This is a genomic window from Janthinobacterium sp. RA13 (assembly GCF_000745325.1).
GTDB classification, from domain to species: Bacteria; Pseudomonadota; Gammaproteobacteria; order Burkholderiales; family Burkholderiaceae_D; genus Janthinobacterium; species Janthinobacterium rivuli.
The window spans coordinates 5,818,003-5,836,428 of sequence record NZ_JQNP01000001.1; the positions used below are offsets into that span (position 1 = coordinate 5,818,003).

General features: G+C 64.0%; 16 protein-coding genes. 5 read left to right on the top strand and 11 right to left on the bottom strand.

Annotated elements, in window-relative coordinates:
• The first annotated feature begins 26 nt into the window (after window positions 1-26).
• From FG13_RS25835 to FG13_RS29200, 3 genes are all read left to right on the top strand, one after another.
• Window positions 27-1,394, top strand: a complete 1,368-nt coding sequence (locus tag FG13_RS25835) for a UDP-glucose dehydrogenase family protein (protein ID WP_035825670.1) — start codon at window positions 27-29, stop codon at window positions 1,392-1,394.
• On the top strand, window positions 1,391-2,344 hold the full coding sequence (gene rfaE1, locus FG13_RS25840) for a D-glycero-beta-D-manno-heptose-7-phosphate kinase (protein WP_051959461.1): 954 nt from the start codon (window positions 1,391-1,393) through the stop codon (window positions 2,342-2,344). Before FG13_RS25835 ends, rfaE1 begins: the two co-directional genes overlap by 4 nt.
• 177 nt (window positions 2,345-2,521) lie before the next feature.
• On the top strand, window positions 2,522-3,223 hold the full coding sequence (locus FG13_RS29200; protein WP_081922722.1) for a ComEA family DNA-binding protein: 702 nt from the start codon (window positions 2,522-2,524) through the stop codon (window positions 3,221-3,223).
• Between the two features lie 96 nt (window positions 3,224-3,319).
• Here the strand turns inward: FG13_RS29200 and FG13_RS25850 are convergent, their stop codons facing one another.
• The 4 genes from FG13_RS25850 to FG13_RS25865 all read right to left on the bottom strand — a co-directional run bounded on the left by FG13_RS25850 (window position 3,320) and on the right by FG13_RS25865 (window position 8,744).
• A complete protein-coding gene (locus FG13_RS25850; protein ID WP_051959462.1) occupies window positions 3,320-4,165 on the bottom strand; it encodes a sterol desaturase family protein in 846 nt (281 codons plus the stop codon).
• A 140-nt stretch (window positions 4,166-4,305) separates the two neighbouring features.
• A complete protein-coding gene (locus FG13_RS25855; RefSeq protein ID WP_035825672.1) occupies window positions 4,306-5,052 on the bottom strand; it encodes a PEPxxWA-CTERM sorting domain-containing protein in 747 nt (248 codons plus the stop codon).
• A gap of 231 nt (window positions 5,053-5,283) precedes the next feature.
• The gene (locus FG13_RS25860) at window positions 5,284-6,849 is read right to left on the bottom strand and encodes a phospholipase D family protein (protein WP_035825675.1); all 1,566 of its coding nucleotides are present in this window, start codon (window positions 6,847-6,849) and stop codon (window positions 5,284-5,286) included.
• Window positions 6,850-6,974: 125 nt separating this feature from the next.
• Entirely contained in the window at window positions 6,975-8,744 is a 1,770-nt protein-coding gene (locus tag FG13_RS25865) for an FAD-dependent oxidoreductase (protein ID WP_035825678.1), read from the bottom strand.
• Between the two features lie 252 nt (window positions 8,745-8,996).
• On the opposite strand from FG13_RS25865, the gene cysM reads away from it, so the two are divergent.
• Window positions 8,997-9,899 (top strand): cysteine synthase CysM, encoded by a 903-nt coding sequence (gene cysM, locus FG13_RS25870; RefSeq protein ID WP_035825682.1) that lies wholly within the window; start codon window positions 8,997-8,999, stop codon window positions 9,897-9,899.
• Between the two features lie 100 nt (window positions 9,900-9,999).
• Here cysM and FG13_RS25875 read toward each other — a convergent pair whose 3' ends face one another.
• The 5 genes from FG13_RS25875 to FG13_RS25895 all read right to left on the bottom strand — a co-directional run bounded on the left by FG13_RS25875 (window position 10,000) and on the right by FG13_RS25895 (window position 15,870).
• Window positions 10,000-10,332 carry a hypothetical protein gene (locus FG13_RS25875; RefSeq protein WP_034751784.1) on the bottom strand — a complete coding sequence of 111 codons (333 nt, stop codon included), beginning with the start codon at window positions 10,330-10,332 and terminating at the stop codon, window positions 10,000-10,002.
• 438 nt (window positions 10,333-10,770) lie between these two features.
• Window positions 10,771-11,916, bottom strand: coding sequence for a lytic murein transglycosylase B (mltB, locus tag FG13_RS25880; protein ID WP_235211807.1), 1,146 nt, complete (start codon window positions 11,914-11,916; stop codon window positions 10,771-10,773).
• Between the two features lie 8 nt (window positions 11,917-11,924).
• Complete coding sequence (locus FG13_RS25885; protein WP_035828758.1) at window positions 11,925-13,946, bottom strand: transglutaminase TgpA family protein; 2,022 nt, start codon at window positions 13,944-13,946, stop codon at window positions 11,925-11,927.
• A complete protein-coding gene (locus FG13_RS25890) occupies window positions 13,943-14,956 on the bottom strand; it encodes a DUF58 domain-containing protein (protein ID WP_051959463.1) in 1,014 nt (337 codons plus the stop codon). The genes FG13_RS25885 and FG13_RS25890 overlap by 4 nt, the downstream gene beginning before the upstream one ends.
• Window positions 14,957-14,961: 5 nt before the next feature.
• On the bottom strand, window positions 14,962-15,870 hold the full coding sequence (locus FG13_RS25895) for an AAA family ATPase (protein ID WP_035825686.1): 909 nt from the start codon (window positions 15,868-15,870) through the stop codon (window positions 14,962-14,964).
• Between the two features lie 211 nt (window positions 15,871-16,081).
• Between FG13_RS25895 and FG13_RS25900 the strand changes: the two genes are divergently transcribed.
• Window positions 16,082-17,008, top strand: a complete 927-nt coding sequence (locus FG13_RS25900) for a histone deacetylase family protein (RefSeq protein ID WP_035825688.1) — start codon at window positions 16,082-16,084, stop codon at window positions 17,006-17,008.
• Here FG13_RS25900 and FG13_RS25905 read toward each other — a convergent pair whose 3' ends face one another.
• Together FG13_RS25905 and FG13_RS29205 are read right to left on the bottom strand one after the other, a co-directional pair.
• The gene (locus FG13_RS25905) at window positions 17,009-17,335 is read right to left on the bottom strand and encodes a hypothetical protein (protein ID WP_035825690.1); all 327 of its coding nucleotides are present in this window, start codon (window positions 17,333-17,335) and stop codon (window positions 17,009-17,011) included.
• Between the two features lie 156 nt (window positions 17,336-17,491).
• Window positions 17,492-18,289 (bottom strand): hypothetical protein, encoded by a 798-nt coding sequence (locus tag FG13_RS29205; protein ID WP_051959464.1) that lies wholly within the window; start codon window positions 18,287-18,289, stop codon window positions 17,492-17,494.
• Between the last annotated feature and the right edge of the window lie 137 nt (window positions 18,290-18,426).

An 18,426-nucleotide genomic window follows, 5' to 3' on the forward strand; every position in this document is an offset into this window, starting at 1 on the left:
CTGCTTTTTATCCATACGGTACATCCATGAAAATCACCATTATCGGCACCGGCTATGTTGGCCTCGTGACCGGCGCCTGCCTGGCGGAGCTGGGCAACGACGTCTTTTGCCTCGACCTGGACGCACAGAAGGTCGCCTTGCTCAACAGCGGCGGCATCCCCATCCATGAACCTGGCCTGGAAGAAGTCGTGGCGCGCAACCGCGCCGCCGGGCGCATGACCTTTTCCACCGACGTCGAGGCCGCCGCCGCACACGGCGTAATGCAATTCATCGCCGTCGGCACGCCGCCCGATGAAGACGGCTCGGCCGACCTGCAATACGTGCTGGCCGCCGCGCGCGGCATCGGCAAGTACATGACGGACTTCAAGGTCATCGTCGACAAGTCGACCGTGCCCGTCGGCACGGCGGAAAAAGTGCGCGCCGCCATCCAGGGCGAACTCGATGCGCGCGGCGTGGCCGCCACGTTCTCGGTCGCCTCGAACCCGGAATTCCTCAAGGAAGGCGCGGCCGTCGAAGACTTCATGCGTCCGGACCGCATCGTCATCGGCGTCGACGCCACGCCGGACGGAGAGAGCGCGCGCGAATTGCTGAAAAGCCTGTACGCGCCGTTCAACCGTAACCATGAACGCACCTACTGGATGGACGTGCGCTCGGCCGAATTCACGAAGTATGCGGCCAACGCCATGCTGGCCACGCGCATCTCGTTCATGAATGAATTGGCGAACCTGGCCGACAAGGTGGGCGTCGACATCGAGGCTGTGCGCCACGGCATCGGCTCCGACCCGCGCATCGGCCACAGCTTCCTGTACGCGGGCTGCGGCTATGGCGGTTCCTGCTTCCCGAAAGACGTGCAGGCGCTCGAGCGCACGGCGCGCGGGCACGGTCAGGAATTGCTGATCCTGCGCGCCGTCGAGGCCGTCAACGACCAGCAGAAGCAGGTGCTGGGCCGCAAAGTGGTCACTCGCTTCGGCGAAGACCTGACGGGCCGGCATTTCGCCGTGTGGGGCCTGGCCTTCAAACCGAATACGGACGACATGCGCGAAGCGTCGGCCCGCGTGCTGCTGGCCGACTTGCTGGGGCGCGGCGCCACGGTGGCCGTGTACGACCCCGTCGCCATGGCCGAGGCGCGCCGCGTGCTGCAACTGGACCTGACGCCGGAGCAATTGGCCAAGGTGCGTTTTGCCGACAGCTCGAAAGATGCGCTGCAGGACGCCGATGCGCTGGTCATCGTGACCGAATGGAAAGCCTTCCGCAGCCCCGACTTCGAGCAGGTCAAGGCGCGCCTCAAGCAGGCCGTGATCTTTGACGGGCGCAACCTGTTCGAGCCGGCGGTCATGGCCGAGAACGGCATCGAATACCACGGGATCGGCCGCTCGATCCTGACGCGCGCATGAGCGCCCAAGAGGTGGTCGCCTTGACGGCGCCGGCCGCATTGGCCCAGGTACGCCTGCTGGTGGTGGGCGATGTGATGCTGGACCGCTACTGGTTTGGCGACGTCAGCCGTATTTCGCCGGAAGCGCCCGTGCCCATCGTGCGCATCGAAAAGCGTGAAGAGCGCCTGGGCGGCGCGGCCAACGTGGCGCGCAATGCGGCCGCGCTGGGCGCGAAGACGAGCTTGCTGGGCGTGGTCGGCGACGACGAGGCCGGCAGCCAGGTCGAGCGCCTGCTCGAAGGTGGCGGCATCCACAGCTATCTGCAGCGCGATGCGGCCATTTCCACCATCATCAAGCTGCGCGTGATCGGCCGCCAGCAGCAGATGCTGCGCATCGATTTCGAGGATGCGCCCAGCGATACGGTGCTGCGCGACAAGCTGGCGCAATTCAATGCCCTCTTGCCGCACTATGATGTGGTGGTCCTGTCCGATTACGCCAAGGGCAGTCTGGTGAACGTGGCCGAGATGATCAAGGCGGCCCGGGCGGCCGGCAAGATCGTCATGGTCGACCCGAAAGGCGATGATTTCAGTCGCTACGCCGGAGCGTCAGTGCTCACTCCGAATAAATCGGAACTGCGCCGCGTGATCGGCAACTGGAATACGGAAGAGCAACTCACGGAACGCGCGCAGCAGATGCGCGCGCAGCTGGGCCTGGACGCCTTGCTGCTGACGCGCTCGGAAGAAGGCATGAGCTTGTACACGGCCGATGAGGTGGTGCACATGCCGACCGATGCGCGTGAAGTGTTCGACGTCTCGGGCGCCGGCGACACGGTGATCGCCACCATGGCGGCCATGCTGGGCGCCGGCATGAGCCTGGGCGAGGCCGTGCGCACGGCCAACCGCGCCGGCGGCATCGTCGTCGGCAAGCTGGGCACGGCCACCGTCACCCGAGAAGAGCTGTTCCCGCAGTAACTATGCCGCTGTATGCCGCATCTCGCCTGCGCCGGTCCGTTTGATCTGGCGCAGGTTCTCCTGCCATTCCGCTGTCCCGTCTTGTCAACCGTATCACGCCCCAGCCGTTAAGCCGTTAAGGCGCCGTTCCTCCTTTGCGTTCGAGTCATCTTGAAACCACCTTACGGAGAGATATCCATGTTCAAAAAAATACTGCTGGCCATCGCCACCCTGATCGTGACGATGGGCTTTGCCTTTGCCCAGGTCGATGTCAACAAGGCGGACCAGGCGGCACTCGATAGCGTCAAGGGCATCGGCCCCGTCACGTCGAAAGCCATCATCGATGAACGCGCCAAGGGCGGCGCCTTCAAGGATTGGGCCGATTTTGAAAGCCGCGTAAAAGGCATCGGCCCGAAAAGTTCGGTGAAGCTGTCGGAAGCGGGCTTGCAAGTGAATGGCCAGGCCAAGTCCGGCGCGCCAGCGGCGCCTGCTCCGGCGGCGAAAGCTGCCCCGGCAAAAAAGGAAACTGCTGTGAAGGAAGTTGCAGCGAAAGAAGCCGCACCGAAGCCAGCTGCTGCGACCGACACCGCTGCGGCGCCAGCCAAGACAGCCGCTGAAACGAAGAAAGAAGCTGCTGCTGCCAAGAAAGAAGCCAAGGCCGCCGCTGCCGCCGCCAAGAAAGAAGCCGCTGCGGCCAAGGTCGTGCCTGCCGCCGCTACCGCGCCAGCCGCCGATGCCGCCCCCGTGAAAACGGCTGCCGAAACGAAGAAGGAAGCCGCTGCTGCGAAGAAAGCGGCAACGGCCGCCAAGAAAGAAGCCAAGGCTGCGGAAGCGGCGGCGAAGAAGGAAGCCAAACTGGCTGCTGCCGACGCGAAGAAGGCCGAAGCCGAGAAAAAGTGAGCGTGTTGCTGTAGTTTGCTGTAAGGCGTGTTGCGTGGTGGTGCCGCGCAGCACGAGAAGAAAACCCCGCGTGGTACCGGCCGCGCGGGGTTTTTTTTATTCTATGGCCTCGACTTCCGGCTTGCCAGTGCGTCGGAATGGCGCAGCCAGTTGCCCGCCCAGCGTCGTCGGCATGGGCGTCTCGATGCCGCAGGCGGCGGGCCACGTACGCGGCAAGTGATAGGTGCCGAACAGCCGGTCCAGCACGGGTAAAGTCGAGGCGTAGTTGCGGTTGATGTGCTCGACCTTGCTGTGGTGCCAGTGGTGGAAGGCGGGCGTGGCCACCAGCCATTCCAGCGGGCCGAAGCGCCAGCGCAGGTTGGCGTGGAGAAAGAAGCCCCAGACGGTGCCGACCAGCAGCAAGAGCACGGGCGCGGCGCTGCCCGCCGCGCCGGGGCCGGCCAGGCCCAGCAGATACAACGGTGTCAGGCCGAACAGGCGCGTGACGACCATGTCGACGGGATGGGTGCGCGTATTGGCGAGGAAATACAGCTGTTCCGTGCTGTGGTGCACGGCATGGTAGCGCCACAGCCATGGCATTTCATGGCTGAGTCTATGTCCCCAGTAAGTGCCGACTTCGCCGATCAGCAAGCCCAGCAGGAGCTTGCCCCACAGAGGCAGGGCGGACAAGGTGGCGGGAATGGCGTCCGGCAGCCAGCGCTGGCCAGCGACGGCGACGAGAGCCAGCGGCGCGGCCAGCAAGACGGCCGGCAGCAGACTGCTGATGAAATAAAAGCCCAGGTCGCTGAACAGTTCCGTGCGGGAACGTCCAAGGTGGCGCTCGCCAAAGAAGCGTTCGAGCGGCACGAAGATCACGGCCAGCAGCACCAGCCACAGGGTCAGGCGCAGCACATCGATGGCGATGCCGGGCAGGTGGGTTTGCAAGGTGTGCAGAAGGCTCATCGAAGTGTTTCAGTCAACTGGTGAAATGAAAGGCTGAACAAAACCGTAGCGAGCGGATGCGCGGCGTGGCCGAGACGCGCAGCTGTACGGGCGTACAGCGAGCATCGCAGGCTGCGCCCCGCGCCGCGCAGTAGGTTTTGTCAGCCTTTGCGGCGGCGCGCCATAAAGCCCAGCAAGCCCAGGCCACCGATCAGCATGCCCCAGGTCGATGGTTCCGGCACGGCCGACACCAGCGACACGCCGTCGAGCAGCATGAACGGTGGCGCGCCCGTCGGGCTGCCCTTGGCCATGAACGACAGCAATTCGCTGCTGTCCGTGGCCGTGAAGGTCATGCTGGCCTGGTGCCAGCCCGTGAAGCCCTGGCTGACGTTGGCCAGCGATGCCGTTTGCTGCTTGCTGTTGCCGAGCGCAACGTCCCAGTAATTGACGGGATTGTCGCCGCGGAAACCCACTTGCTGGCCAGCGCCATACGAAAAGCTCAGGGTGTAGGCTTGGCCGGGGACGAGGCCGCTCACCTGCTGCGTGACGGGGCCGGGAAAGTAATCCCAGTCCGCCGCCAGCACATTGCCGCCCGTGGGACTGACGCCCAGGCCGTTTTGCGGGCCGCGGCCGCTGTAGGAATTCGGGCCCCACAAGGCCAGCGCCGTCGCGGCGTTGGTGTCGTCGATGTTGTTGCCGTTCAAGACGAAGTTGTAGCCCTTGCTGGACCAGTCGGTCAGGTAGGTGCGGTCCGCGCGGGCGTACGTGCCTTCGTTCAGTTGTTTCGAGGTGCCGTTGCTGGTCAGTTCGAAATCGCCATTCTTGACCAGGTTGGTCGTGGCGGCCTGGGCGGCAGTGACGCAAAGGGAAGCGGCGGCCAGCGCCAGCAAGGTAGATGTGTTACGCATGATAAAGCTCCAAAAGTGACAGGGTAGTGTTGCAGTCTGTCGGCGAGCTTTTGGCCAACGTTGGATTCAATCGCGGAAGGGGCGAGAAAGGTATTGCAGAGACAGCGGTGGTGTCTCGTTGAAGCGATTATAGCAGCGTTTGGTAAAACAGCATCTAACATGTCTTGAAAACAACAAGTATTTTTAGGTAGCAATCTTGCCGGTATTAAAGTCTTTGCATGCCATGTGCGGCTACAGCTGCGACTCGATCGGCAGCCAGCGCATCACGGACACCAGCATGCGGCGCCAGATACCCGCTTCGGGATCGTGCGTCCACACCTTGGCGGGCACTTCGGTGGCGTCGGACCAGCGCAGGGCGCCGTTGTCGAGGAGCAAACGATAGCTGGTGTCGCTCGCCGTCGAATGGTGGAACAGCGCGCGCATGTCGTTCGCCAGCGCGGCATCGTCGAACAGCACGCCCATCTCCGTATTGAGCTGGGCCGAGCGGGGATCGAGGTTGAAGGAGCCGACGAAGCCCCGTTGGCCGTCCACCACCATGGCCTTGGTATGCAGGCTGGCGCGGCTCGAGCCCATCAGGCTGATGCGCTTGCGGTGCTGGGTCTTCAATTCATACAGTTCGATGCCGCCGCCCAGCAGTGCCTGGCGGTAGCGCGCATAGCCCGCATGCACGAGGGCCACGTCGGTGGCGGCCAGCGAGTTGGTCAGCACCTGGACCTGGACGCCGGCGGCGACTTTTTCGCCCAGGGTCCGCGTCAGCGCCGCGCCGGGCACGAAGTATGGCGAAGTCAGCAGCGCTTCCGCGCGCGCGTCCGTCAGCAGGGGCAGTAAACTGTGCATGAGCCAGTGCTCGCTGCGCTGCAAACTGGCTACTGGCGCGGCTTTTTCCGGCGGATCCGACAGTACCTGTACTTTTTCGCTCCAGTGCAGGCGCACGCGGCCATCGAGGTGCGCTTGCAACTGGCCCGCATCCGTCAGTTGCCGCAGGTAGGGTGAGGCGCCCAGTTCGCCCGTCAGTGCGTCGAGGCGGGCGCGCACGGCCTGCAGTTCCGGCGCGCCCGCGTCCTTGCCAGCGTGCAAAGCGCGGATGGGGATGACGGCGCGGCTATTCCAGAAACGGTCGAAGATGTCGCTCGTCTGCTGCACGGCGGGGCCCACCAGCAGCAGGTCGGCATCCTGGAAATTGACTTGTTCGGCGGCATCGAAATATTCATCGCCGATATTGCGTCCGCCGACGAGGGCGACCCTGCCGTCGACGATCCAGGCCTTGTTGTGCATGCGCCGGTTCAGGCTGACGGCGCGCAAGGCCATTTCCGTGGCGCGCAACCAGATGCCGTCGCGGTTGCGGCCCGGGTTAAACATGCGCACGTCGATCAGCGGGTGGCTGTCGAGCGCGAGGATGGCGGCATCCTGGCCACGCGCGTTGATATCGTCGAGCAACACGCGCACGCGCACGCCGCGGTCGGCCGCACGCAGCAGTTCGCGCACCAGCAGCCGTCCCGTGACGTCGTTATGCCAGATGTAGTATTGCAGGTCGAGGCTGCGGCCCGCTTCGCGCGCGCTCAGGGCGCGCAGGGCGAACGCTTCCAGATTATCGTCGATCAACGCCGTGCCGCTGTGGCCGGGCCGTTGCGCCAGTTGCGGCGCCAGCACGCGGTCGAGCAGGGTGGCATCCATCGCCACGGGCAGGGCCGTGCCAGGCGCGCCCAGCGAGCGCTCGGCGAAGCGCCCGTAGCTGTACAGGGCGGCGATGCTGAGCATGGCAAACAAGGTGGCCAGCAGCAACAGTTTCACGAACATGCGGCGCACCGTCAGCGCACCGCGGGCATGCTGCGGCGCGAGAAAAGCCGGGTGGTGTGGGGCATGCGGACTCTTTCAGCTGGATGGCAACAGCCGATTGTAGCAGTTTCTACAATGCACGATTTTCAGGCGGAGCCGGCTGGCAGCCTCGCCAGGAAGCCGTGAATCTGGGAAACAACTGCCGCGCCTTCACCGACGGCGGCGGCCACGCGCTTGGTGGAGCCGGCCCGCACGTCACCGATGGCGAACACGCCCGGCACGCTTGTTTCCAGCGCGGCCCGCTCCGGCATATCCGGTGGCGGGTAGGCTAAATGCGCAGCATGGCCGTGGGCGCGGCATTCGGCGCGGGTGACGTCGAAGCCCGTGCGGATAAAGCCCTGTTCATCGACGGCCACGGCGCAGTCGTGCAGCCAGTCCGTATTCGGATCGGCGCCAACAAACAGGAAGACGCGGCGCACGGCGCAAGCGGCTTCCTTGCCTGTCTGGTTGTTGCGCCAGTGCACCTCTGTCAAGCCATCGTCGTCACCTTCGAGGGCGATGATTTCCGTGTGCGTGTGCAAGGTGATGTTGGGCGTGGCGGCGATGCGCTCGATCAAATAGCTCGACATGCTGGCCGCCAGGCCTTCGCCGCGGATCACCATGTGGACCTTGGCGGCGTGACCGGAGAGAAACACGGCCGCCTGACCGGCCGAATTGCCGCCGCCAACGAGGATGATTTCTTCCTGCCGGCACAGCTTGGCTTCGATGGGCGAGGCCCAGTAATACACACCCCGTCCCTCATACGTTTTCAGGTTGGCCAGCGACGGGCGGCGGTAGCGCGCGCCGCACGACAGCACCACCGTGCGGGCGCGCACCTGCGTGCCGTCGCACAAGTTGACGCGCAGGGGCCAGGTGTCGCACAGCAGGTTGGCGGCGCTGGCTGGCGTGGCGATCTCGACGCCGAATTTTTGCGCCTGCACATAGGCGCGCCCCGCCAGCGCGCGCCCGGAGATACCTGTGGGAAAGCCCAGGTAATTTTCGATGCGCGCGCTGGCGCCCGCCTGGCCGCCATACGCGCGCTGTTCCAGCGCCAGGACCGATAAACCTTCGGAGGCCGCATACACGGCCGTGGCCAGGCCGGCGGGGCCAGCGCCCACCACCAGCACATCAAAAATCTTGTCACCGGACAAGTCGGGCAACATGCCCAGGCAGCGCCCCAGTTCCGCATTGCCGGGATTCTTCATGATCTTGCCGTCAGGACAGACCACCAGCGGCCAGTCCTGCGGCGTAGGCTGGTAGCGCTCGGCCAGCGCGGCGGCGGCCGCATCGGTGGACGGATCAAGCACCGTGTGCGGATGGCCGTTGCTCGACAGAAAACTTTGCAGGTGGAACAGATTGCCATTGCCGCGCGGCCCTACCAGCACGGGGCCGCCCGAATTCGATTCGATCAGCGCCACGCGGCGCAGGATCAGGGCGCGCACGATGCGTTCGCCCATCTCCGCCTCGGCCACGATCAGCGCGCGCAGGGATTCCGAACTGATGTCGAGCAATTCCACGGCGCCCACGGCGCTGCCGTTGACGAGGGTGGGGCGGCCGGACAATTGCGCTACCTCGGCAATGAAGTGGCCGACGCCCACTTCGCGCAGGACGGACGCCTGTCCCATCACTTCGTGGCGCTTGATGCTGACCCGCCCGGACAGTATCACCAGCATGCCGAAGCTGCTGCTGCCTGCCTCGAACAGCGTATCGCCATCGGCAAAGCGCTGCAGCGTGCCGTAGCGCTGCAAGCGCTGCAGTTCGAGCCCATTGAAGACGGGCGAGATCTGGTGGCTGCGGCCCTGCAAGTCGAGCGTGGCGAACTGGACGGGATCGTCCTGCGTCGTTTCGGGAATGAATTCGGGTGTGCTGCTGGCCATGGCGAGTCCGTTCGGAGGCTGAATAAGCAAATAACAAAAATAACTAACAGTGACGAGTCTAGCGCATGCGGCACGCGCCTGCCGCAATACCCCTTGTGTACGCCCGGAAATGGCGGCGCGGCAGGCGCCATGCCGCATGTGGCGGCGCAGCAAGGCGCGCGTGCGGGCCCGGCTGCTGGAGCCGATCAGCGATACGCGGGCCGGCATCTCATATTAGAATGGGTCTTTGTTGAACCTACTCAAACAGACACGATGGCTTACAAGACACTTGAAGATACGATAGGCAATACCCCGCTGGTGCAGCTGACGCGCTTGCCGGGTGCCGATGCGCTTGCGCGCAATAACGTCATCCTGGGCAAGCTGGAAGGCAATAATCCAGCCGGCTCCGTGAAGGACCGCGCGGCCATGTCCATGCTCAAGCGCGCTGAAGAGCGCGGCGTCATCAAGCCGGGCGATACCCTGATCGAGGCGACCAGTGGCAATACGGGCATCGCGCTGGCCATGGCCGCCGCCTTGCGCGGCTACAAGATGCTGCTCCTGATGCCGGATAACCTGAGCGTGGAGCGCCGCCAGAGCATGGCCGCCTACGGCGCCGACATTTTATTGACGCCGAAGACGGGCGGCATGGAATATGCGCGCGACCTGGCCGAGCAGATGCAGAAGGATGGCCGTGGCGTGATCCTCGACCAGTTCGCCAACGAAGACAATTCGCGCGCCCACTATGAAAGCACCGGGCCGGAAATCTGGCGCGATACCAATGGCCAGGTCACGCATTTCGTCAGCGCCATGGGCACGACGGGCACCATCATGGGCGTGTCGCGCTATTTGAAGGAACAGAATCCCGCCATCCAGATCATCGGCGCGCAGCCCGAGGAAGGTTCGCAGATTCCCGGCATCCGCAAGTGGCCGGAAGCGTACCTGCCGAAAATCTACGACAAGTCGCGCGTCGACCAGGTGGAGTATGTGAGCCAGGGCGTGGCTGAACGCATGGCGCGCAGCCTGGCGGCGGAAGAAGGCTTGTTCTGCGGCATCTCTGCAGCCGGCGCCTGCGAAATCGCGCTGCGCATCTCGCAAACGGTGGAAAACGCGACGATCGTGTTTGTCGTGTGCGACCGTGGCGACCGCTACTTATCTACCGGTGTGTTTCCTGCTTGATAGTTGATACGGGAAAATAATGTCGGCCAGAACGGCCTGAGAACTGCTGGAAATACCCCCTCCCCATGGCGGGGAGGGAAAACCTGCGGAACTGGCAGGATCAGCCTTGTGGCGTTTCGCCTTCTTTTGGCTTGAATTGCTTGTCGCTGATGCGGAATTTGTTGCGGCGGTCACCCATCAGGTAACGCAGGTCACGGATGCTCAGGTCGCTGACTTCGTGCATGCGGATCAACAGCGATGCGCCGACCGGCAGGCGGTGGTGGCGGATTTTACTGATGACTGGTGGCGCTACTTCCAGCGCGCGGGACAGGGCTGCGTCGTTTTTCAGGCGCAGGTTTTCGATCAGGGTATCGAGCAGTCTGTTTGGGTTGTACTGGAGCAGATCGTCGGAGTCCGAATCGCTGTTCATATCAATGCCGACTTGGTTTGTCATGATGTTATTGTTCCTTCTGTAGTTGCACTGCAAAGTAAAAAACACTCGGAGCTCGCTCTTGCTGCGTTCATGTTCATTCTTTACTAAAAGGAACGAATTCACACACGGTACGATCCGGGATACAGTTTTTCGTAATATATACACAATTGTACAACAGGATTCAATTTCAGGCCGGAAAGCCCAGCAATCTTGCTTTGTACAAAATAGGTGTTGTCTTGTTGCAACACCTATTTATTCTTTATTATGCTCTATGATAGAACAAAAATTGTACTTTGACAAAAGTTAAGTATAAAACCATTTCCGTATTCCGTGCCGCACAAAGGCTGGCGAGCAAGGCTGGCACATGTTATCGGCCCTACCATAGACTTGTTTTCTGGTCGCTTCAACATCCCTTACGCTTTCTTACAAGTAATATTATAACTTTACACTGACTTTCGGTTAGCGTGCGCGCACTTGGCTGATGGCCTTGCCCAGGTCGATCACTGACATGGCATAAAAATAACTTCTGTTGTACTGAGTTATAGCAAAGAAGTTATTGGTTGCCAAGTGATACTCAGTTGCTTCTGAACCATTTTGCAGATCGATCAGGCCAAACAGCATGTTCTGGGGTGTGGACGGGCCGGCACTGACGCCCGCCTCCTGCATTTCCGCCAGCCGGTACTTCGCTTGCAAGCCCTGGCCGATGAATTTTTCCCAGGCGCGGCTGGCCGAGACGGTGACGGGATAGGTGCTGATGGCCGGATCGTCGCGCCGCCAACCGTGCTCGACGAGGAAATGCGCGACGCTGCCGATGGCGTCGGCTGTGGAATTGCGCAGGTCGATGTGACTATCGCCATCGAAGTCCACCGCATATTTCATGATGCTGCTAGGCATGAACTGGGGCAGGCCGATGGCGCCCGCATACGAGCCGAGCAGGGTCAAGGGATCGATGCCATCCTTGCGCGCGTACAGCAGCGCGTTTTCCAGTTCTCCCTTGAAAAACTCCATGCGCGCGGCGCGCGTCGGGCTTTCCGGGTAGGAAAACGCCAGGGTCGTCAGCGCGTCGAGCACGCGGAAACGGCCCGTGTTGCGTCCGTAGACAGTTTCCACGCCGATGATGCCGACGATGATTTCGGCCGGCACGCCATATTCGCGTTCGGCGCGCGCCAGCGCTTCCGCATTCTCTTCCCAGAATTTCACGCCCGCATTGATGCGCACCGGCTCGATGAAGCGGGCGCTGTACGCTTGCCAGTTCTTCGGCTTGCCCGGCGGGGCCGGCTTCATCAGTTGCACGGTCGACTCGACATAGCGCACCTTGCCGATCAGGACATCGAGTTCGGCGCGGTTAAAGCCGTGTTTGGCGGACATCTCGTCGAGGAAGGCGCGTACTTCTTTCCAGTTGGCATAGTCGACAAATTCGCCTTCGAAGTCGAATTTCGCCGGTGCTTTTTTGGCCGCTGCCTTGGCGGGTGGCGTCTTGGCCGCGCGCACGGCACGGGCCCGGTCGGCAGCGGAAATATTGCTGTTTTCGCCAGCATGCGCGGTGGACAGACACAGGGGAAGGGCGAGGAGCAGGGACAGGGCGGGGTATTTGATCGGTAACAAGGAGCGTCTCATCGGCATTGGGTTAACAGGCGGCGCAAGTTGCGCCGCGCGCGGAATTGTTCGTCTGGGTTGGCATTACCATACTTCATCGCGGCATAGATTGCCAGAAACTGTGCAATGGCGGCGTGCGCCTCTTGTGTGGCCTTGCCTGCGGACAGCCGCGCAGCATAACCGTGCGGGCCTTCATGCGGCGCACGGCTGTAGCCGCGCCGCGCCTGCTGCTGGCAAAACTGCGCGTACAGGGCCTCGAGCGGATCGCCTTGCCGCGCCTGCCGCCACCAGACCAGCGCGCCAGCCACGGCGGCCAGCAGGGCCAGCACGGCGCAAGCGAGTGCCAGCTTTTTTGCGGGCACGTTTTTCAAGCCGTCGAGCATGGCGCGCTGGCGCTGCGGCGTAGTGTCGAGCACCCAGCGGCTCCAGACGTGCTCGGCCTGCTGCCATTGCTGGCGCCACGCGGCAAGCGCCCCGTGCGCGTCGCCATCGAGGCCGGCCAAGGCGCGCCACGCCGTCAGCGGCGACGGGGCCGGCGGCAGGGCGGCGTCGAGGTTGCGCTCGGTGCGCAGGGGCGCGACGGCGCCGGTGGGATCGACGCGCACCCAGCCCTGGCCGGCCAGCCACACTTCGCTCCACGCATGGGCGTCGGACTGACGCACGCTCAGGCTGTTGTCCGTGCCGTTGCGCAGGCCGCCCTGGTAGCCCGTGATGACGCGCGCGGGCATGCCCATGGCGCGCATCAGCACGACAAAGCTGCCCGCGTAATGTTCGCAAAAGCCCGCCTGTGTGGTGAACAGGAAGTCGTCGACGCCATGCTTGCCCAGCAGTGGCGGCTGCAGGGTGTAGCGGAACGGCGCGCGGCGAAAGTGATCGAGCACGGCGGCGATGGCGTCGGCGGGCGCCAGCGCCTGCGCGCCCTGGCCGCGCAATGCGCGGGCCCAGGCCACGCTGCGCGGATTGCTGCCAGCGGGCAAGGCCAGCCATGGCTGCTGCTGCGCGGCCGACAGGCCCGCCTGCAGCCGGTAGCGGGGCAGGGAACTGACGCGGTAACGGACGGTCGAAGTAATAGGCTGTATGGTCAGCACTTCCAGCGCGGACGACACGACATACGGATTGCTGGGCAGGCGTTCGATGCTGCGCGGCACGTCGAGCGCGAAGATGCGCCGCTGGCCGCTCGCTTGCAAGGTTACTTCGTAGTGGCTGGGCTGGCCTTCCAGTGCGATGTCTATCCGGTTGTCGCTGGCCGGTGCGCGCTGGCCAGCGCCCCTGCGCGTCCAGGTGGCGCCATCGAAGTCGCCCAGCACCACGCCGCGCCAGTACAGCTGCTCTTGCGGCGGGAGCGGCGTGGAAAAGCGGGCCGTGAAGACGGGTTCGCTTGACAGGGCCAGCGAGGCGATGGCACCCGGCTGCATGCTGTCGGACAAGCCTGTGCGCGCCTGCGCGCTTTCTTGTGTCGCACCCCACAGGGGGCCGTCGATGCGTGGCACGGCCAGAAACAGTACGGCCGACAGGGGAAGGGCCAGCGCCAGCATGCGACCCAGCAAACGCAGCCTTTGCGCCAGGCGCGGCTGCACGGCGCCGTACTGGGCCGACAACAGGCCAGCCAGCAGGACGATGACGGTGGCCAGCATCCACGCGGCGCTGAGGATGCCTTGCGCATGAAAGAAGTTCGCCAGCAGGAGGAAAAAACTGAGGAAGACAAAGACGAAGATGTCGCGCCGGCCATGCATTTCCAGCGATTTCAGGGCCAGCAGCAAGGCCAGCATGGCCACGCCGGGATCGCGTCCCAGCACGGTGCCGTAGCTGGCGTAGACGCCGGCGATGCCCAGCAAGGCCAGCGGCGCGAGCACGGTCAGCTGCGGCTGGCGCCGGCCCCGCACGGTGATGATGGCGCGCCACAGGAGGAGGGCTGCGGCGGCGGCCGACAGCCACGGGGGCAGGTGCAGCGCGTGCGGCGCCAGCACCATGGCGGCAGCCAGCAACAGCAGCACGATGTCGGCCTTGTCGCGCGGCAAGTTGGTCAGCCAGGCTTTCATGGCGTCGCCTGCGCTGGCGGCCAATCGTGCGGCGAACCGTGCGGCACATCATGGAGCGCCAGCGCGCGCAGGCAGGCGTCGCGCTGGCTGGGGCCCAAGGCCGGTGTCAGAGTCAGCGCGCCCAGGCGCAAGCCATATGGCAAGCCCGTGCGTTCCGCCTGCAGCACCCAGGCGGCCAGGCGCGACAAACGCGCTTCCGGCGCCAGTGCGTGCAAGGCGGCGAGATCGAACACGATGCTGCCACGGGCTGCGCCCGCTTGCGCGTCGGCGGCTGGCTGGAATTGCTTGCTGAATAAATGCTCGCCGTCATGCCGGGCGATCTGGCGCCAGGCCAGGCGGTGCAAGGGATCGCCGGGCTGGTAGGCGCGCACGCCGGCCAGTTCCAGGGCGCCGCCGGACGAGTGTGGCTGTTGTGGTGTCTGCTTTGCCGGCTGTTCTGTCCCGGCCGGCAAGGGCAGTGGCGGCGCGTTCTGCTCGGGCTGCGGATGCACGAGCACGCGCGCTTCGGGTTGCCAATGGCACCAGGCAACGAACAGGCCCAGCGGGAAACTGCCGGACAGGCGCAAGGGCGGGGCATCGAGCCAGCCGCGTTGCCGCGCCGCTACGACGATCTGGATGGCCGTTTCTCCGTGGGCATCGATATCGGCCAGGCTGGGCGCTGCGCTGGAATCGATCACGGTCAGCTGGATCGCATGGCGCGGGCGTGTGCTGCGGTTGATCAGGCGCAAGGTGAACGTGGCCTGGCCGCCAGCGAACACAGCTTGGCCCGGCTTGGCGGCCAGCGCCAGGCCCGCCAGGTTGCGGCTGGCAAACAGCATGTCGGCGATGGCGCAGGCGGCCGCGAAATACGTGAGCGCATAGCCCAGGCCCAGGCGGTAATTGACGGCGGCGATCCATAGCGCCAGCAGCAGCGCGGCAAATGCCAGGCCCGCACCCGAGGGACGGATGTGCACGCGCTGCGCGCCCAGCCAGGGGCGCGCCGGCAGCCAGCGGATGGTGCGCAGGCGCATGGCGGTCAGACGGGAATCGCCAGCAGCAATTGCTGCAGCAGGGTGCGGCTGTCCGTCGCCCCTTGCGCCGCATGCAGGCGGTGGGCGCAGACGGGGAGCAGCACGGCTTGCACATCGTCGGGCGTGACGTGGTCGCGTCCGGCCAGGGCGGCCCAGGCGCGCGCCGCCTGCAGCAGGGCCAGCGCGGCGCGCGGACTCAGGCCATCGGCAAACACACCCGGCACGCGGGTGGCATGCACGAGGGCCAGCACGTAGTCGACGACGGCGACCGAGGCGTGGATGGCGCGCAGGCCCGCCTGCGCCTGCAGCAATTCTTCCGCGTTCATGACGGCCGGCAAGGTTTGCAGCATGGCGCGGCGGTCGGCACCGAGCAGCAGTTCCCGTTCGGCGGCCGCATCGGGGTAGCCCAGGGTGACGCACATGAGAAAACGGTCGAGCTGCGATTCGGGCAGGGGGAAGGTGCCCAGCTGGTGCGCGCAATTCTGCGTGGCGATGACGAAAAACGGCTGCGGCAGCGCGCGTGTGACGCCGTCGAGCGTCACTTGCCGCTCTTCCATCGCTTCGAGCAAGCCCGATTGCGTTTTCGGCGTGGCGCGGTTGATCTCGTCGGCCAGCAGCACCTGGGTAAACAGGGGACCAGGGTGGAAGATGAAGCTGCCACTGCCCCGGTCATACACGCTCATGCCGGCCACGTCGGCGGGCAGCAGGTCGCTGGTAAATTGCTGGCGCTTCCATTGCAGGCCCAGCGAGATGGCCAGCGCGTGCGCCAGGGTCGTCTTGCCCACGCCGGGCACGTCTTCGATCAGCAGGTGGCCGCCGGCCAGCACGCAGGCGAGGGTCTGGCGGATCTGCAAGTGTTTGCCGACGAGAACTTCGCCGATCTGCTGTGCGGCCTGGTGTATTTTCGAAAACATGCTATTTCTATCACAGTAAGTCGGATTATTTAATTTACAATTGCTTTGGCCAAGTCAAGCCGTGCCGCCCGCCCGTGCCGGGCTCGTGGTAGATTAGTGCAGTAGCGGCACAGACCGGCCAGTGATTTTATGCGAGAACGCGCAGGGCGAACAGGAATGCCATGCAGTGTTCCCGGAGAACGGACAGAGACAGAGGTAACCAGTACAGCGCATGAGCACAGCCATTTATACCCATCCCGATTGCCAGCGCCATGAAATGGGCGACTGGCATCCAGAATCGCCGGCCCGCTTGCAGGCCATCAATGATCAATTGATCCTCGCGCACATCAGCGACCTGGTCGAGCACCGCGATGGCGTGCATGCGCAATTGTCCGATATCGAGCGCAACCACAGCGCGACGGCCATCGGCCTCGTGCGCGACAATGTGCCGCAGGCCGGTGACTATTACCCGCTCGATGGCGACACCCTGCTCAACGCGCACAGCTACGAGGCGGCGCTGGCCGCCGCTGGCTCGGCCGTGGCGGCCACGGATGCCGTCATCGATGGCGAGATCAGCAACGCCTTTTGCGCGATCCGCCCGCCCGGCCACCACGCGCGGCCCAGCGAGCCCATGGGTTTTTGCCTTTTCAATAATATCGCCATCGCCGCCAAGCATGCGCTCGACGTGCGCGGCCTGGAACGGGTCGCCATCGTCGATTTCGACGTGCACCATGGCAATGGCACGGCCGAGTCCGTGGCAAATGATCCGCGCATCCTGATGGTGAGCTTTTTCCAGCACCCGTTCTATCCGTACAGCGACGTGGAATCGTACACGGACACGCGCGTCAACGTGCCCGTGCCGGCCCGCTCGAAGGGCGACGCCGTGCGCCAGCTGGTGCTCGACCACTGGCTGCCAGCGCTGCACCGGCAGCAGCCGCAGATGATTTTCATTTCCGCCGGTTTCGACGCCCACCGTGAAGACGATGTGGGCGGCATGGGTCTGGTGGAGGCCGACTACACGTGGATGACGCAGCAAATGATGGCCGTGGCCGATCAGTATGGCAAGGGCCGCATCGTCAGTTGCCTGGAAGGGGGCTACAACCTGTCGTCCCTGGGCCGCAGCGTGGCGGCGCACGTAAAGGCGCTGGCGGAGCTTTAACTAAAGCAAACTCGGACGGCTGCGGGAATTCGTGTGGCGGTGCGTCTGGTAGTCGAGCGCATCGCCGGCCATGAAGCGGCGCCAGGCTTGCGTGTAGACGAGCGACGATTTGTTCGCGTCAAAACTGTCGAGCTGCAACATGTCGCGGTGATGCTTGATTTCATTGACCAGTTGGTCATACAGCACTTGCAAGCCATAGCTGTCCGCGCTCTGGCGCTTCAACCGTTCTTCCAGCTGCGCTACTTGCCCCTGCAACTGCCGGCATTCCTTCTTCCAGTCATTGCGCGGCACGCGCTTGGGCGCCTTGCCAGTGTGTTCCATCATCATATCGCACTATCCCCATCGCCTATCTCCCCGGCGGGAGCCAGCCTGGAAAATAATTGCTTTTCATTTAAGAGGCGATATTAGAGCATACTTTTTTGTTTCTTTCAGTAAATATAAAAATCCATGTGGAAATATTTGACCTGGCTTCCCGGGCGCGCCTCACTGATGCTGCATTGTCTGCAAGGGCGTTGCCAGAGCGGCTCCAGCCATCTTGCCCTCGTCGGCGTACGTCAGGGTCAGCAGGGTATCGTCGTCCCAGTTCACGTCATGCAGCGGCGGCACGTAGCGCTGGCGGTCTTGCGTGAGGCGGATGTCCAGGGTGCGCTCGCCCGAGCGCGCCTGCACGGCAAGCAGCTTGCGGGCCACGGGAAACGGCACGTGGATCAGCGACGAGTGGCACGGTCCGCCCGCCAGGCGGAACAGGTTGCGCCTTACAAAGGACAATTCGTCCTGCTCGACGGCCCAGCGGATTTCGCATTCCAGGCGCAAATCGCCCAGGCGGCGCACGTTCTGCGGCAAGCCCGGCGTGTGGATGTCGGCGCGCCAGCGCAAGGTGTCGCGCTTCTTGTTGCTGACCAGGTCGGCATTCGCATCGTAGGCGGTCTTGTCGCGCGACAAAGTGAAACCGCCATCCGCCGCCAGCGGCACTGGGATCGACAGGTTGTCGGCTGACAGGTGCAGGGTCACGCCATCGAGCCTGGCCTGGGGCGTGGCGGGTATCAGCATGAAGCGCAGCGGCGCGGCTGGCGCCAGGCGCTGGTGGTCGGCATACGCGTCGAGTCCCCTGAGCATGGTGCGGTAGGGGCGCAGGTCGGGATCACGCGTGCCTTGCACGTCGACGATCTGCTGCATTTCCTGATTCACCGCGTCGCCCGGCGCCGCCGGTTTTTCCTGGGCCATGGCGGGCAGCAGGCAGGCGTAAAGGGAGATGAGGAGGCAAAAGCGGGAAAAGTGCATGGAATGCGTGTCAGGTTAAGCTTGCGATGGGGAGCCGGCCAGGCTGGACGGACTGCGGATCTTATCATTCATGTAACTGCCAAATTATCACCAATTGTCTCGTTCGTGTCGCACGGCTGGCGCTGGCGGCGGAAAAT